This window comes from Staphylococcus cornubiensis, assembly GCF_900183575.1.
Taxonomy (GTDB): domain Bacteria; phylum Bacillota; class Bacilli; order Staphylococcales; family Staphylococcaceae; genus Staphylococcus; species Staphylococcus cornubiensis.
The window spans coordinates 46,334-63,019 of the sequence record NZ_FXUZ01000004.1 but is presented as its reverse complement, the minus strand read 5'-3'; the positions used below and the strand labels follow the sequence as shown (position 1 = coordinate 63,019).

Genomic DNA, 16,686 nt, shown 5'->3' with positions numbered 1-16,686 from the left:
GTGTCCTTTAGAAAATAACGTTGCTTCCGCCCCTTTGGATACTGCATTAATTATCTTTCTTACGTGTCGTTTTATCTTTTTTGTCTTTTTTAGCTTTGCCGAATAATGCTAAACCGAACAAGGCTGATAACAAGCCAGCGAATATATCTTTTGATGTGTCTTTTTCACCTGTATTTGGTAATGATTGAGGTGAATGATGCTTTGGTGTTTCAATTGGCTGTTGCGTGATGGATTCACTTGTTGTCGGATGCATGCTTTGTGATGTACTTTCACTTGTTGAATGGTGTTGCAGACGATTAGAAACAGATTCGCTATGGCTTGTAGAGTGTGCACCACTTAAGCTCGTACTTGTGCTATTCGATGTACTTAGTGAACCACTGTCACTTGTTGACGTACTGTGTGACATTGAACCGCTTAATGACAGGCTTTCACTTGTTGATGTGCTTAAGCTATCGGAATAACTTGTCGATACGCTAGCACTGCTTGCCATAGACACACTCTCGGAGCTTGAAAGACTTGTGGACACTGAAGTGCTCTCACTTGTCGATGCACTTATCGACCTGCTTTGACTCGTTGAAAGAGAATGACTCTGACTGACTGATGCACTCGTTGACGTACTTGCACTTGCAGATACTGATGCACTCGTTGACGTACTTTGCGAATCAGAAATAGATATACTATCACTCACTGAAAGACTTCCTGATGTTGAAAGACTGAGTGATGTGCTTATACTTTCAGACGCTGATGTACTGCCACTTGTTGATATGCTGGTTGAAATCGATTCACTTACTGAACCACTTGTTGATGTACTGCCACTCATTGAAGTGCTGAGTGATGTACTTGTTGATTGACTTAACGATGCACTCGTACTGCCTGAAATAGAAGCACTGTTAGAAACAGATGTACTATTATTGGCTGACTCACTGAGCGAGACACTGAGCGAATTGCTTAACGACGTGCTGCTACTTGTCGATTCAGATGTACTAACACTTATTGAGTCGCTTTCTGAAGTTGAAAGACTTTCCGAATTGCTCAGTGACGTGCTTGTACTTGTTGATACAGAGTCGCTCACACTATTGGAAGCACTATTTGATGTCGACATGCTTGCTGAATCACTCAATGATTGGCTCACACTGTCTGATAGAGAAATGCTGTCACTTTCAGAAATAGATGTGCTGTCACTCATTGACGCACTTTCGGAAGTTGAGAGACTTTCCGATTGACTCCATGACGTGCTTGTACTATAAGACTCAGAAAGACTTGTACTTTCTGATGTACTGTCTGACATGGAAGTACTTGTCGATTTGCTGAGTGAGATGCTGTCGCTATCAGACACTGAAGCACTCATAGATTCACTAGATGAAAGACTTAAACTATTTGAAGTGGATGTACTATTCGCCATTGATGCACTGTCACTATCTGAAATAGAAGTACTTAATGAAATAGATTCACTTTCACTCGCTGATGCACTAAGTGAGATACTTGTGCTGTCTGACAACGAATTACTGTCAAAAATACTTAATGAAAGACTTGTACTTTCTGATACAGACATACTTTCCGAATCGCTTAATTTGTCACTGATACTACTAGAAACTGACGTGCTCTCGCTTATTGACACACTGCCTGAAATCGATTCACTTATTGACGCGCTAGTACTATTGGAAATCGATACACTGTCACTTGTAGAAGTACTTTCGAAAATCGATGTACTCTCTGAATCGCTCGTTGAAAGAATTGTGCTAGACGATATCGAATCACTCGTACTATTAGAAACAGAGATACTATCACTTAACGAGTCACTCTCAGACATCGATGTACTCTCACTTTCTGATGAAGCGACACTATCTGAAACTGATGCACTCATGCTTGCTGAATCGCTTACTGACCTACTGTTGCTTGCTGAAATACTCGTACGCTCTGATAACGATGTGCTGTCACTGGCCGATATGCTCTCGGATTCACTTAACGATACACTGTCACTATTCGATACAGAATCGCTTATACTATTTGATGTTGACGTGCTATCCGATACAGAAATGCTGTCACTGATTGAAGTGCTTTCTGAATCATTTATGCTATTAGATAGAGATATGCTAGCACTTTCGGATTCACTGTCGCTCATTGACATACTATTTGAAGCAGATGTACTTTCGTTTTCTGACATCGAGGTACTGTCTGACACAAAATTACTCTCACTAATCGATATACTTAATGATGTTGATATACTTTCCGAATTACTCAATGACGTACTCTCACTTCCTGAACTACTCAATGACAAGCTTGTACTTTCCGCTTCTGACACCCTATTGATCGCACTCAACAAAGTACTCATACTATTTGATGTTGACATGCTCTTGGACTCACTTAACGAAGTACTTTGCGAATCAGAAATGGAATCACTTTCAATATTTCTTCCAATCGTCCATACAAAAAGTTTTTTCGTCGTATTATGGCTCGGATCTTGAGACGTCACAGTGACCATGAATTCACCTATTTGCACTGGTGTCCCGCTGACCATTTTTGTCTCAGGATTATATGTTAGACCTAGTGGTAAGCCCGTCACGGTATCTGTCGTCATCCCACTATTGTCAATCGTCTTTATCTCGACTCCAGTAATCGGTTCAAAAACTTCATTGAATTGATGTTCAACCTTCACAATTGGATTTGTCGTATCAATAATATTGAAGTTAAACGAAGAAGTAGAAAAATTATCCGCTTCGTCAATAGAGGTCACAGTCACCTTAAATGTACCTAACTTAATCGGTGTTCCCGTAATCATGTTGTCTACCTCATCGTACTTTAGTCCTGGTGGTAATTCGGCTACCAAATTTTTCACATGTCCAGTCCCATTATCTGTCGTATTCACTGTAATCGGCGTAATCGGACTATTCAGCTCTTTCGTTTGTGTCGGCATATCTAATCTCGGAGCTGTCACATCTTTATAAAAGAAGACCACCGTTTGCCCCGCCTCAGTCAGTTGCAACGTATTGTTTGACGCATTATAAGTTGGTGCATCTTTACTGTAAAAGCTTACGTATCGATAACCTCTTGCTGATAACGCATTCTCTTGCTGATCGATTGTCACAACATCCCCTACATTACCGGCTATCTTTTTCGGCGGTATAATTTCTTGGCCTGTATCTGCATCGAAATAATGCACATGGGTAACGGCGGCTTCGGTATAGTAAAGCGAACCTACTTGAATTTGTTGTAAATTTCGTGCGTCGCCAGTTGATGCCGATATCGAGAATGAAAAGGTCGTATTCCCACTTCTTAAAATCCAATCTGAAATATCTTTCGACCATTTTTGATTCGCATAAACGACGGTCATCACTTTCGTGGCAGCATCATAACTAATAAGGAAATGCTCGAAAGTGCCATCTGGTTGCTTGTGTAACTTAGCTGCAGTCGCTGTCGTCGTCCCCTCTGTATAAGTTACCGCGACACCATTTTTATTGGTTGTCACAAAAGCACCAAAAGCACCACCACCACCGACAGTTGGGGGATCCGCATTTGCATCGTCACTTGCTTTCGGTTGTGTTGTGTTGTGATACGTATCTAACTTGAAACCAAACGCACTACTCAGACCACCAAAACCAACAGCTGCCCCTTGCTTCCCAACTTCACCTAAAGGACCCGGTGAAAAAACAAAACCAATCCCATCACCACCTGGTATACCGTCTGGACTATGCCCTTCATAACGCTTTCCTAGGTTGACAGCACCGACTAATTCGAAACTTTCTCCAAAATTAACTCTGGAACCGAGCGTAATTGACCCTCTTTGGTTGCGTGCGTCAGACGTTAAAGTGACAATGCCTGTCTCCGGCACATAATACGCTGTCCCTCTTGCAGTAAAGTTACTTTCAAAGTTATCTCGTGTCACGACAACTTGGTCCGATACCCTTGACGTCGTATCTCGTGTTGTCGTCAAATGACTTACCGACCTTGCATTTCGAATCCTTTTCGTGTGATGCGATTCACTCGTAGTCGTTGGTGTCGCTACACTTTCTGAAGACACCCATGTTATCGGTTCGAGTACCTTTGTCATTGTTTTCATAGGCACTTCACTATGGAGAGGTTGACTTAGGCTAGACGCTGACTCACTTGTTGTTAATGATGAATGTGCCTTGTTCTGTGATATCGATTGAGCGTGCTGTGTTGTAGCATCATGCGCTGTAGTGGATGTTCTATGTTGTGGTTTGCTTGAATCTTTTTCTCCAGTTTTTGAAAAAGATGAGGAGTCATTTTCTTTACTTTCACTAGAGTCCATAGTGCGATGTTCGTATGACTGCGTTTTCGTGGTTGTATGCGCATGAGGAGATGTATGATTTTCTGTGGATTCACTATGTTGTATCGTATTTTCACTGTGCAATGCTTTCGTACGTTCGCTCTCTGTAGTATGCGCGCTATGAATTTCTGAAGTTACTGTGCTATCTTTCGCATGTGCATTTTCTGAAGTTTTTGGATACGCCGTTTCACTATGAGTTTCACTCGATGATGTACGCACATTTTGACTTTCTGCTAATGATGCACTATCACTTTCCGATGTTTGCGTATGCGTATTCGCGTCATTTTGTTCAGAACTTTGAACTGATTCTGATGGTACTGTCTCACTTTCACAATTGCTCTGTTGACTTAATACTGTTGAGTTCTGGTTTGCGACAGCCGTACTCTGTGTAGACAACTCCGAAGTTAACGGAAGTTCAGAAGCCGCCATTGCTTCGTGACCTTGAAACGCATTTGCTGTTAAAGCACCACCTGCAAGCGTAGTCACTTTGATTACATGTCTTTTAATGACATTCCCTTTACCTTCATCACCCTCTTCAGTTGAACGACTTGTTAATAAAGGTAATCCCATTATGTGCAATAACTTAAATTCCTTAATACCCGACCTCACCCAATGCTTCCCAGACTTATATATTTTGACCCGGGATTTTTCCTGTTTCAAACTTTCATTCAATGCTTTTTCCTTTTTTGACATTCAATCAAGCTCCTTAAAATGTATGTTCACTATCAATCATTTTGTAACCATACACTGCAAAATATTTTTCATGTCTGAATTATTAGAATTTTTTCGGTAAATTTTTTAAAATCAATCATTTTACATTAGCAATTACTTTTACCACAAACTAAATGCTTTTTCGCACGACATCGTATTAGTATTTTACAAAAGTATTAGAAAACCATAAAAAACGAATTGTACATCACGGCCATACAATTCATCTCTACTTTTGCTACAATAAATGCAAAATGATTTTTGCGCTAAGCTAAGGAGGGATAAAAATGATTACTTATCAATCTTTTCACCAATTAAACTCACCTTTGATCTCAGAATTAAAAACACATTATCATTTCGATTCTAAAATGGTCGTTTCATCAGGCCACTATGATTTAACACTATTCCCTTGCATTGTTGCATTTGAAGAGAGACGTATTGTAGGTGTCTTAATTTATAGAACGGAAACGGGAATATTAGAAATCATTTCATTAGATAGCTATAGAGAAAACAAAGGTATTGGAAGTCGGCTTATTCAACACGTCGAAACTATCGCGCAGACTTTAAATATTCATACCATTCAAGTGATAACAACCAATGAAAATATTAAAGCGCTGTACTTTTATCAAAAAAATGGTTATCGCATGTCCGATATTCGACCGAATGCAGTAGACTTCGCACGACGCATCAAACCTTCCATTCCGCTTATAGGTGATAATGGCATTGCGATTAAAGATGAAATACTATTTACAAAATATTTTCAATCATCATAAAATAAGCATTTGAAACTCACTGACTTGCTACGTTGCTTCTAATGACTCACCACGTACAAGTGGGTACCTAACCAACGCACAAGCCAAAAAACCATGCAGTTGTAAAAGTAGTGCCCCCCTTTTATAACAGTTATTCCCAAAACGCATGTTATTTGGTTATCCGATTATAATATTATAAAATAACAAACTCAAACGTTTTTTAGAAAAATAAATAAAAAGAAAAAGACATAAAATGTTTCTATGACTATTTTAATGGTCCTATCTTTCATTGTTAGCATCAACACGATTATCACAAATGTCGAACAATGAACAGTGATGATAAATCGTATCATGTTAATTTGAGTCTTTAGTATTGGGCGTTCTAGCGCTATTCATTAAAATGCATCATTGCTCAAAAATTAAAATAGAACGAAAGCATCGATTAAGTATAACGAACATCACCATTTATCGTTAAAAAAATGACATAATGAAAAAACATAATTTAACAAATGCACAAAATGGGTAATCATATAATAGTTATTTTTTAATTTAAGCGTATAATTATGTCAACATATGATATGAGGAGGGACAACGATGGCCAAAACAGCATTGGCATTCATTTTTGATGGTGTCACGATTATTTTAGGATTCACGTTCGCTATCATCTTTTTCATCAAAGGATTCGATATATACTTAATGTCGATTCCTTTATCAGTCATTATTCCTAGTTCAATCTCCTTATATATGAATTTGAAAAAGCGAAAGTCTGACACTGAACGGTCGAATTGAAAGAGAATTTTAAGAAGATGAATCAATGAGAGAAATGTGATGATTTATGAGTAGAAGGGACTGAGGCATAATCATTTTGATGCAGCGGATGCAGTATTTTGTTTAACTAACCCTCCCTATGATTTGCGGTGTTTTGATTGCCCTGATGGCTTCGCGTTCCCAGGGGACTTGTCTCAACTAAATTTGGCTTGATTGAAGTGTACACTGGATGGAAGCCAAATTGGATTTTCGACTGCGTCTGATCCCTCGGGAGTCTCAGCCGTCTGGCAATCATACTACAAATGCAGTCACTGAGGGTCAACTTTATGAAATGGAGACACCCCCATAACATCCAATGGTGACGTCCCATTCATCCTTATTTTTGCCTGTTTTATCATCATTAATCGATATATGCCCATAAAAAGGATAGACAGTATAAGAAGGGCACCGAAAATGATGAATGTAGTCGTCGTTTGAAATTTAAAAACATATAAACATAATAAAGGTATGCCAATTAAAATGATTATAGCTATTAAATCTATTAAATCGAGTCGAAACTTTTTCATTTTGAATTGAACTCCCTTCACTTTAATATGAAAAAATTGCATTTTAGCTTGGTATTAGACGTTTTATTTTGTATTGTTCTACAGATATATTCCCCCTAAAACTTAAAAGTATGTGCTTGGAGGGGCTTTATTTTTTCATTTATATATAAAAAGGATGAATAAAAACATCCATCCTTAAGAGTGAGTATATCTTATTTAGAAAAATGTGTTTTAATCGTATATTGACCATCAGCTATAAATTTTCAGAAGAATGTCTGTGCTTTGTTAATAAGAGTATCGCTATACCCGTGAGTATGTAACCTATAATTGCTACGACAGAAACTGAAAAACCGTATTCTCCACCGGTTAGCCACACATGATGACTGTTGATGACATATTGGATCCACCTACATCTGTTTGAGTTGGGGAAATCGTAATCAACGCTCCTAAATTCCAACATATATGAAGCACAACACTTGCCCAAATAGAATTGTACCGGTAAGTAGCTATTGCATACAGCATGCCTACTGTTGTGCCACCTATGATTAATAAATAAAAATCTATCTCCATTAATCGACCATTGAACAAATGTACAACTGCAAAAGAGACCGAAGTAATCACCATTGCGACTATAATATTCGTTTTCTCTTCAATGTATTTCAATAAGATACCTCTAAATGTAACTTCTTCGACAATCGGTGCTGCAATTCCTCCAAGGATTACCAATTCAAAAAACATTTCCAAAAATTCTTTTGTTGATTCAACACGCGTCATACTAAACTGTCCCGGTACAAAAACAAAATAGAAAACAATCGTAATCACAGTTAATAATACACCTAAAATCACACTACTTGGAAACACACGAAATGGGGTAATGCGAAAATAAGAGAGTGGCTTTTTTAACATTTTGTTAGCCATCCATTTAATTAGCAATAGCGCAACGACAACATACGTTAGTCCATGCAGTGCATATTCAAAACCATACAATGACAATAAATGCCATGAAATAGCGACGTTTTGTGCAAAAACAGAAATCACAAACATCAACAAAATTAATCCAATAATTTTAAATAAAGTCTTCCACAATTTCATATCTCTCCTTTGAACTCCCTAATGCCACAAAATTTCTCTATATTCTCCTACTACAATACAATTACTTCTTCATTCATATGCAATTTTATCACTTAAAACATATACTTTTTTAATCAATTTAGTATCTTATGTTATTTTGAAGTATATTTCTCTCTAAATATGACGCCTCAATATTCGCGTCAACACGTCCCTATGGCAACTGATTTATACTCATTAACATCTCTGCCACTATGTATAGGATCACAAAAAGTGGATGAAAGAGGCGTCACCTACTAGCCCAATATGTTACGTCTCACATGCAATTGCAGCGAGTGCTGTCATTAGCTTAAAACAATAAGAATATGACCCATACTTTCTTTCGTGATATATCGCCCATCACCTAAAAAGAAAGTATCTCAATTTTCTCATTAGTAATTAAAATAAAAGTGCACTCCTTTTGAATATGCACAAAATTTAACTAATAATGTCCCGATATATTGATGAATAAATTGTATAATAACCCAATTAAGTTAAAAAAATGACATATAAAACCGCCTATGCTCGTAGGAACATAGACGTTTTTATGACATATTGATTTATTTTTAGAATAAACACTTACCGACATTGCAATACTAACAAATTCTAGCTACTTTCCAATCCTAACAATATGTTTAATGTATGAATTACGCCATTATGATCATTATCTCTCGCAATGAGATCAGCCTTACTTTTAAGCTCGGGGTAAGCATTGTCCATCGCAACCTTTATACCCGCCGCATTAAATAACGCCACATCATTTAAACCATCCCCAAATGCAATTGTAGATGATTGAGAATACCCCAAAAGCTGTTGTAAACGCATGATTGTCTTGCCTTTATCGACATCTTTTGCTGTTATATCAATCCATGCTGCCTCAGAAGCAACAATGTATAATTGGCGTTCAAAGTCTTTTAGTTTTTCCACATGTTCAAAACATTGCTGCTTATAATCATGCACAGTAATTTTTAAAAAATCTTCCTTAATCTCATCAAAATGATTAACATATGCGACAGTTTCATACGAACCATGCACGATTTGACGTTCTGATTCACTAATATGATTCAACACATAGGCACTTTTTTCCGTACAGACAATAATTGTTTGCGATAAATCAATTTGTTGTAAACGTTGAATGAGTGATAAACCCAGTTGGCGGTCAAAAGTTTGAGACCATATATTGTCACCATTATATTGGATACGTGTCGCACTATCACCCACAATATAAGTATCTTTTTCTAAACCGTTTAAAATTTTAACGACTCTGTCACACTGCTTCCCCGTACAAAAGACAAAGCGGATACCTTTCTTTTCACATTGTACTTTCAAACGACGAAATGCCTCTCGATCAAACTGACTACGACTGTCTAAAAAAGTTCCATCCATATCAGTCACAACGAATTGTAGGTTCATTAAACACACACCCTTTGTAAATTACTCCCCTAAATCTTCACCATTTGTTTCAATTACTTTTTGGTACCAATAGAATGAATCTTTCTTCAATCTTTCTAATGTTCCTTTTCCTTCATTGTCTCGGTCAACATATATTAGACCGTAACGCTTTTTCATCTCGCCTGTTGTAAATGAAACAATATCGATAATGCCCCATGGTGTGTAACCAATTAAATCCACGCCATCTTTATCAACCGCATCAATGGCCGCTTCTATATGCTGTCTCAAATAATCAATTCGATATGCATCGTGAATTTGATTGTTTTCTACTTTATCTATCGCACCAAAGCCATTCTCTACAATGAACAAAGGCACTTGATAACGTTCATACAAGACATTGAGCGCATAACGCAAACCTTCTGGATCAATGGCCCATCCCCAATCACTCGTTTCAATGTGTGGATTTTCAACCGAGTTAGGAAGACCCCCGTTGACAATATTGTTATCAACAACCGTTTGTGAATCATGTTTAACCACCGTAGACATGTAATAACTAAAGCCAATGTAATCGACAGTACCTTCTCGTAAAATCTCGTCATCTCCGTCTTGCCATCCGATATGATACCCTTTTTGTTCAAACATTTTTGTCGCATAACTTGGATACTCACCACGTACTTGTACATCAGGGAAGAAATATCTTAATCGATTCGCAATTTGTGCTTCCATCATATCTTTCGGGTGACAAGAATAAGGATAAATTGGTACATAAGCAATCATACTTCCAATTTTAAAGTTCGGATTAATCGATTTACCGATTTTGACCGCCATTGCACTTGCAATCAGTTCATTATGGGCAACTTGGTACAACACTTCTTCAGGATTATCGCTGTCATTTAAACTTACACCAGAGTTTGTCCATAAGAAAATCGGGTTACTCGTATCCATTTGGTTATTGATTTCGTTAAATGTCATCCAGTACGTCACTTTATCTTTGTACCGTTCAAATACAACTTGTGCGAAACGTGCAAAATGATCCGCTACTTTTCGATTACGGAAGCCACCGTACTCACGTGCCAAATGGAGTGGCATTTCGAAGTGTGATAACGTAATAATCGGCTCAATATTATTTTGGATGAGTTCATCAAACACATGATCATAAAACTGGAGTCCCTCTTCATTAGGCTCTAACTCATCACCATTCGGAAAAATACGTGTCCAAGCGATTGACGTACGAAGGCATTGCAAACCCATTTCTTTAAACAGAGCAATATCTTCTTTGTAACGATGATAAAAATCAATGCCTACGTGATTTGGATAGTATTTATCCGCTTCCACTGACGCCGTTATTTCTCTCGCTTTCCCATGCGCACCACCTGTCATCACATCGATAACACTTAATCCTTTACCACCTTGGTCGTAGCCTCCTTCAAATTGGTTGGCAGCTAAAGCACCACCCCACAAAAACGTTTTAGGTAATTTAGACATGATTCGTTGCACTCCTTTATTTTTTTATAATTGTTAACAACTGACTTTCTTGATTTAACTGTTGTTCTTCCGTAATCAGGACATCTTCAAAATCTGCTGAATTCGTTACAATAATAGGAATCACGCTTTCGTAGCCGTTATCCTCAATTTGCTTTTTGTTGAATTTTAATAATTGCTGTCCCTGTTGTACACTTTCATTTTCTTTAACAAATACTTCAAAGCCTTCACCGTTCATTTTGACAGTATCTAAGCCGACATGTATAAGAATTTCAACGCCATCTTCAGAAATGATACCCACTGCATGTTTAGATGGTGCAATCATAGAAATTTTGCCATCAAATGGTGCCTTAACCACTTCTTCATCATTCGGTATAATGGCCGTACCTTTACCCATCATACCTTCAGCAAAAATGGGATCATTCACTTCTTGTAAATCTATACGTTGACCTGCAATTGGCGAGAAAACGGATTTCTCTAGCTCTGTTACAGCATAGTGGCTATCTGTACCTTCAATGCTTTCTGTAGATGCCACTTCTTTCGTCGTATCTTCTCCATAACCCAGCATTTGAATCAAAATAATAGGTAAAATAAAGGCGATTAACGAACCTATCACAATCCCCCAAATAGAAGCCGGGTTACTGGAATTGTACCCATTCACTATCGTAATAGGACCTGGCAAACCTGCGTAAGCATAATATTTAGGATTAAAGAAACTAGCGACGAACGCACCTATACCACCACTTATGCACGCAATAATAAAAGGTTTTTTAAAGCGTAAGTTAACACCATAGATCGACGGCTCAGTGATACCAAATATCCCTGTTACACCAGCGGAAGATGCAATACGTTTAATTGATAACTGTTTAGATTTAAGTAATACACCAAATACTGCACCGACTTGAGAGATAACAGCTATTGTCTGGAAAGCTTGGAATGAATCACTCTTATATTGTTCAAAATTAGCTAAAACCATAGGCGTGATACCCCAATGAACTCCAAATACAACGAAAACTTGCCAAAATGCGCCGATGATTGTTCCTGCTAACCAAGGGGCTACATCGACCAAGAAGTTATAACCACCCGCTATACCGTGAGCGACTAATGTTGATAACGGCCCAATAATGAGTAATGTCAAAGGAACCATAATGACAATACTAAAGAAAGGCGTAAACAAAGGTCGAATGACTTCATGAATCATTTTATTTAAGAATTTTTCAAGATACGATAAAACCCAAACCAACAATAATGGTGGTAATACACTAGACGTATATGTTGTTTCTGATAATGGAATTCCTATAAAGTGAACCGCTTGCCCTTCTCCAATTTTGCTGATCATTTGTGTTAAATCTGGGCTAACCAATGCTGCGTTACAAGCAATTGCGATATACACATTGACATTAAAATGTTTCGCAGCTGTAACTGATATAAATATTGGTAAAAATACAAATGGTGCCCAAGAGATAATGTTAAAAATTTGATAAGTCTCCGTTTTTTCAAAAGCTGGAACAATTAAGTTAATGATTATTAGTAAACCTTGTAGTATACCGGCAGCAGCTAAAATATAAATAAACGGTGCAAACACTGCTGACATTGTCGCAATCACTCTATTTAGTATAGACTGCTTTTCATGATCATCATCGGAATGCTTCACTGTTCCCTTCTGTTCGTCTAACAAACTTTCAAACTCTTGATAAACATCCCTTACTGCATTTCCGATAACAACTTGAAACTGTCCATTATTTTCTACAACTGTAACTACTCCAGGCAACTGACTAACTTCATCTTTAGCTGAAGGTTTTGATCGTTTCAAAACAATTCTTAAACGTGTGGCACAGTGTGAAGCTTTTACAATATTTTCTTCTCCACCAACTGCGGTCAGTATGTCTTGAGATAATTCTCTATATTTATTGCTCAATAGTATTACCTCCCCAAAATCATTTGATGAAACCGGTTCACGTTCATTATAATTGTACCGGTTCAATTTGTCTATTCCGATACAAAACAAAAAACGACACATGTTATAATAAATTATCTAGAAATTGAAATGAGGGCTTATTGTTGCTGAAATACGAAAAAATCGCTGATGATATGCATACATTCATCACAAACAATCAATTTAAAGCAGGGGATAAATTGCCAAGTGTCACGACTTTAAAAGAAAAATATGAAGTCAGTAAAAGTACGATTATTAAAGCATTAGAATTACTGGAACATGATGGTATTATTTATCAAGCACAAGGCAGTGGTATTTATGTCAGAAATGCTCGAAATGACAACCACATTAATGTCTTCAAAACGAATGGGTTTTCAAAGAGCTTAAGTGAGCACCATCTTACAAGCGAAGTTTTAAAATTAGAAGAAATCACTTACATTCCCCAAACAGTCATGCAAGAGCTGAATTTGTCAAAAGATGACACTGTTTATTATTTAGAAAGAATACGTTATGTCGATGGCAACGTCTTATGTATTGAATATTCTTATTACAATAAAGAAATCGTTAAATATTTGAATCATGAAATAGTAAAAGGATCTATTTTTGATTACCTAGAGCAAAATATGCAAGTTAAAGTTGGTTTTTCCGATATTTATTTTAATGTTGATCAACTCGACTCTAACGAAGCGCAACTTTTAAAGCTCGAACCCAATGATCCGTGCTTACGTTATCATCAAACCTTTTACACTACGACAGGCATACCATTCGACGCATCAGATATCGTCTTTCATTATAAAAATGCTCATTTCTATATACCTAGCAAAAGATAACCATACGTTAAAAGCCAATCATATTCACATCACATGAATACGATTGGCTTTGATTTGGCTATAATACTTCCCTGACTTTGTAATATCCTTATTTAACATCATCTATACTTACATCCTTCAACGCACTATTTCCCAGGCAATACTCTCAATACCTTGTCATTACTCACTTTTGAACTGTCCAGTTTTTTTGGATAGTTCAAATCTCATATATTTTTGCAGTTATTATCAGAGCTTCAATGTTATATTCAACTTTATTTTAATTAAAACATAATATTAAATGATTTCTAGATAGCTCTAATAAGTAATGCTTTATTTTATGATACGAGATTGTTAGAGTAGTAATATTTTAAAAATTGCATTGTTTTTATTTTTGAAATATAATATTGTCGAATTATTTTATTGGGAGAGTGCGATCGAATGAAGATTGGTATTTTCGGGTTTAATATATTTGCTAAAGGCGGAACTTCTAGAAGTAACATTAACTTAATTCATGCAATGCTAGAAGAAGGCCATCAGGTTGTTTATTTTAACTATCAACCTTTTGATGAAGCAGCATATACAGAACTCGTCATTCATGAAAATATTCAAAGCGATTATTTTACGATTCGTCCATTTAAAGACGAACATGAAATGGCATGTGTAGACTATCTCATTATTACACGAGAATCATTTTTTAAATATGCACAAAATGTAAAACACTTTAATCCTCAAGTCACAATTGTTGGGGAAATTCATGGTCCTTTAAGCTACCTACCTCAAGATTTCAACACAGACCTTCAGCATATAGATGCGGTTCGCGTGAGTACATCAAGTATTCAACAAGAATTTCAAGCCATGTTTAATTACCCTTATGTATTTCCCTTATACGTCAATACGAGACATATCGATATCGATAATACGCCATCCAATACACGGAGAAATCTACTCATTAAGTCACGATTTGAAGATAATGTAAAAGATATTTCATACGTTATTCGCTTAATCAACTTCATTGTCAAAAACAAATCACATGTGGATATTCATTTATATTTAATTGGCTATGGGCCTTCAATGATACTGTACAAAAATTTAGTGCGTTATTATCAATTAAACGATTACATACATATTAATGGTAAACAACCACGTAACTATATTTATATGTCAACTTCACCTTATGAAACGTTAGGATTTTCAATTTTAGAAGCCCTTGGAGGAGGAAATAAAGCACTTATCTACCAAGGCAATGATAAGGTGCTCAAAGAAATTTATGAACCGTTCCATGGCATTGAATTCTTAACAAAAAATTTATTAGAAGATGCTGATATATTACTACAATTTCTCAACCAAAAATACACACGTGAAATGAGAGACGACGACGTTAAAGCATTACGTCAAAATTTCCTTACCCCTCATTACGCCTCACTGTTTTTATCAAAAGTTGAAACATGTGTAGCCGCTCATCCACGTCAAAAACGATTGAGACGTGTGAAAAAGCGCCGTTTTACCGATAACAAACAAAAATATACTGAACTTTATTTGAAGTTTAATGATAAATTGCTTTTCCGTAAAATTTTAAACAACCCACGGATTAAAGCACATCTTAAAAATATTTATGACAAGCGTACAGAAAAGTTACAGAACATTGTAGACCCTAGTGATACGAATGTGTTTATAGAATCATTTCACGGTAGTAACTTTAGCGGAGACCCTAAATATATCGCCTTATCTTTAAAGCAACATTATCCAGAAAAGCAGATATTCGTAAGTTCAAAAAATGCATTGGTTGATATGGAGATTAGAAGTTTTGGATTAACACCCGTCCGTTTTGGTAGTCAAGCGTATATTGAAGCTTTCAAAAGTTCAAAATATGTATTTGTGAACGGCAACACTTGGGATAAAGTTGGAAAACATCCACAGCAGATTTTCGTTCAAACTTGGCACGGCTTTCCTTTAAAGAAAATGGTCGGCAACCTAAACAATGCTCAAGAACGCGACAAACAACTGAATGCTTTTCTACCAAGGATGATGAAGTGGGATTACTTGTTAATTTCTTCTCATATTAACAAAATGTTATTTACATCAGCGTTTAAACTAGACCAAAATCATCATTTGCAAATTCTGACGGACGGTGCACCAAGAAATAGTTATCTCATCGGCCATCACAATGCAACAGAACGTCAAAAAATGCAATTTAAGTATTTCCAACATCAAGATAAAGATAGACAATATGTACTATTCTGTCCTACATGGCGCCAAGAAAAGCGTGAAAGTGTGTCAAATATTAACTTAAAGAAATTGCTAGAGTATTTACCCGGACATATTCATATTATTGTAAAGCTCCATCCTAATGAAGGTCATTTAAGAAGTCACTACAACCATTTAGATCCACGTATTCATTGTTTTTATAATGAATTTGTAGATATTCAAGAATTGTATATCCTATCTGATTGGATGATTACAGATTATTCTTCTACTATTTTTGATTATGCGCATTTAAATAAGCCCATATTCTTACTTAATGAAGATCAAATGGACTATAACCAAAATATCGGGTTTAATTTTAACATTCATCAACTCGGGCATTTTCCAATTGCTAGTCACAACGAAGAGAAATTAGCACAACAAATTAAAAATACGACTGAAATGGATTACACGCATATGATTCAGAGATTAATGGCGTATGATCATGAGAAAAGTGACATAAACGTGCTAGAAAATATTATGCGCCACACAAAAGAAGATGCTTTACACCACAACAAAGGATACTTATTAAGCCTCACATAATATTTATACGCAAGGAAACGCAACTATCCGGTTTTTCCGGATAGTTGCGTTTTTAATGATATCCATCAAAATTAAAAACACAGGAAAACGGCAATCCTCTCGCCATTCTCCTGCA

9 protein-coding genes are annotated in these 16,686 nt (G+C 36.5%); 4 read left to right on the top strand and 5 right to left on the bottom strand.

Translation table 11 applies throughout. The features are described from left to right. Positions 1 to 46 precede the first annotated feature (46 nt). A complete protein-coding gene (locus CCE82_RS06285; RefSeq protein WP_086428561.1) occupies positions 47 to 4,981 on the bottom strand; it encodes a lectin-like domain-containing protein in 4,935 nt (1,644 codons plus the stop codon). Positions 4,982 to 5,283: 302 nt separating this feature from the next. Between CCE82_RS06285 and CCE82_RS06280 the strand changes: the two genes are divergently transcribed. Beyond that, positions 5,284 to 5,769, top strand: a complete 486-nt coding sequence (locus tag CCE82_RS06280; protein WP_086428560.1) for a GNAT family N-acetyltransferase — start codon at positions 5,284 to 5,286, stop codon at positions 5,767 to 5,769. Between the two features lie 573 nt (positions 5,770 to 6,342). Then, positions 6,343 to 6,537, top strand: a complete 195-nt coding sequence (locus CCE82_RS06275; RefSeq protein WP_086428559.1) for a hypothetical protein — start codon at positions 6,343 to 6,345, stop codon at positions 6,535 to 6,537. Positions 6,538 to 7,427: 890 nt separating this feature from the next. Here CCE82_RS06275 and CCE82_RS06265 read toward each other — a convergent pair. The 4 genes from CCE82_RS06265 to CCE82_RS06250 form a co-directional block, all read right to left on the bottom strand. Then, positions 7,428 to 8,147 (bottom strand): CPBP family intramembrane glutamic endopeptidase, encoded by a 720-nt coding sequence (locus CCE82_RS06265; RefSeq protein WP_240507177.1) that lies wholly within the window; start codon positions 8,145 to 8,147, stop codon positions 7,428 to 7,430. A 627-nt stretch (positions 8,148 to 8,774) separates the two neighbouring features. After that, positions 8,775 to 9,581 carry a Cof-type HAD-IIB family hydrolase gene (locus tag CCE82_RS06260; protein ID WP_086428557.1) on the bottom strand — a complete coding sequence of 269 codons (807 nt, stop codon included), beginning with the start codon at positions 9,579 to 9,581 and terminating at the stop codon, positions 8,775 to 8,777. Positions 9,582 to 9,602: 21 nt separating this feature from the next. Continuing rightward, entirely contained in the window at positions 9,603 to 11,045 is a 1,443-nt protein-coding gene (locus CCE82_RS06255) for a 6-phospho-beta-glucosidase (RefSeq protein ID WP_086428556.1), read from the bottom strand. A 16-nt stretch (positions 11,046 to 11,061) separates the two neighbouring features. After that, a complete protein-coding gene (locus CCE82_RS06250; protein ID WP_086428555.1) occupies positions 11,062 to 12,960 on the bottom strand; it encodes a beta-glucoside-specific PTS transporter subunit IIABC in 1,899 nt (632 codons plus the stop codon). 143 nt (positions 12,961 to 13,103) lie between these two features. Between CCE82_RS06250 and CCE82_RS06245 the strand changes: the two genes are divergently transcribed. Together CCE82_RS06245 and CCE82_RS06240 are read left to right on the top strand one after the other, a co-directional pair. Next, on the top strand, positions 13,104 to 13,808 hold the full coding sequence (locus CCE82_RS06245) for a GntR family transcriptional regulator (RefSeq protein WP_240507176.1): 705 nt from the start codon (positions 13,104 to 13,106) through the stop codon (positions 13,806 to 13,808). Between the two features lie 417 nt (positions 13,809 to 14,225). After that, entirely contained in the window at positions 14,226 to 16,571 is a 2,346-nt protein-coding gene (locus tag CCE82_RS06240; RefSeq protein WP_086428553.1) for a CDP-glycerol glycerophosphotransferase family protein, read from the top strand. The last annotated feature ends 115 nt before the right edge of the window (positions 16,572 to 16,686 follow it).

What these genes read in the sequence shown, in the direction of transcription:
- CCE82_RS06285 (WP_086428561.1), bottom strand. Translation starts at nt 4,981, where the DNA reads ATGTCAAAAAAGGAAAAAGCATTGAATGAAAGTTTGAAACAGGAAAAA.
- CCE82_RS06280 (WP_086428560.1), top strand. Translation starts at nt 5,284, where the DNA reads ATGATTACTTATCAATCTTTTCACCAATTAAACTCACCTTTGATCTCA.
- CCE82_RS06275 (WP_086428559.1), top strand. Translation starts at nt 6,343, where the DNA reads ATGGCCAAAACAGCATTGGCATTCATTTTTGATGGTGTCACGATTATT.
- CCE82_RS06260 (WP_086428557.1), bottom strand. Translation starts at nt 9,581, where the DNA reads ATGAACCTACAATTCGTTGTGACTGATATGGATGGAACTTTTTTAGAC.
- CCE82_RS06255 (WP_086428556.1), bottom strand. Translation starts at nt 11,045, where the DNA reads ATGTCTAAATTACCTAAAACGTTTTTGTGGGGTGGTGCTTTAGCTGCC.
- CCE82_RS06240 (WP_086428553.1), top strand. Translation starts at nt 14,226, where the DNA reads ATGAAGATTGGTATTTTCGGGTTTAATATATTTGCTAAAGGCGGAACT.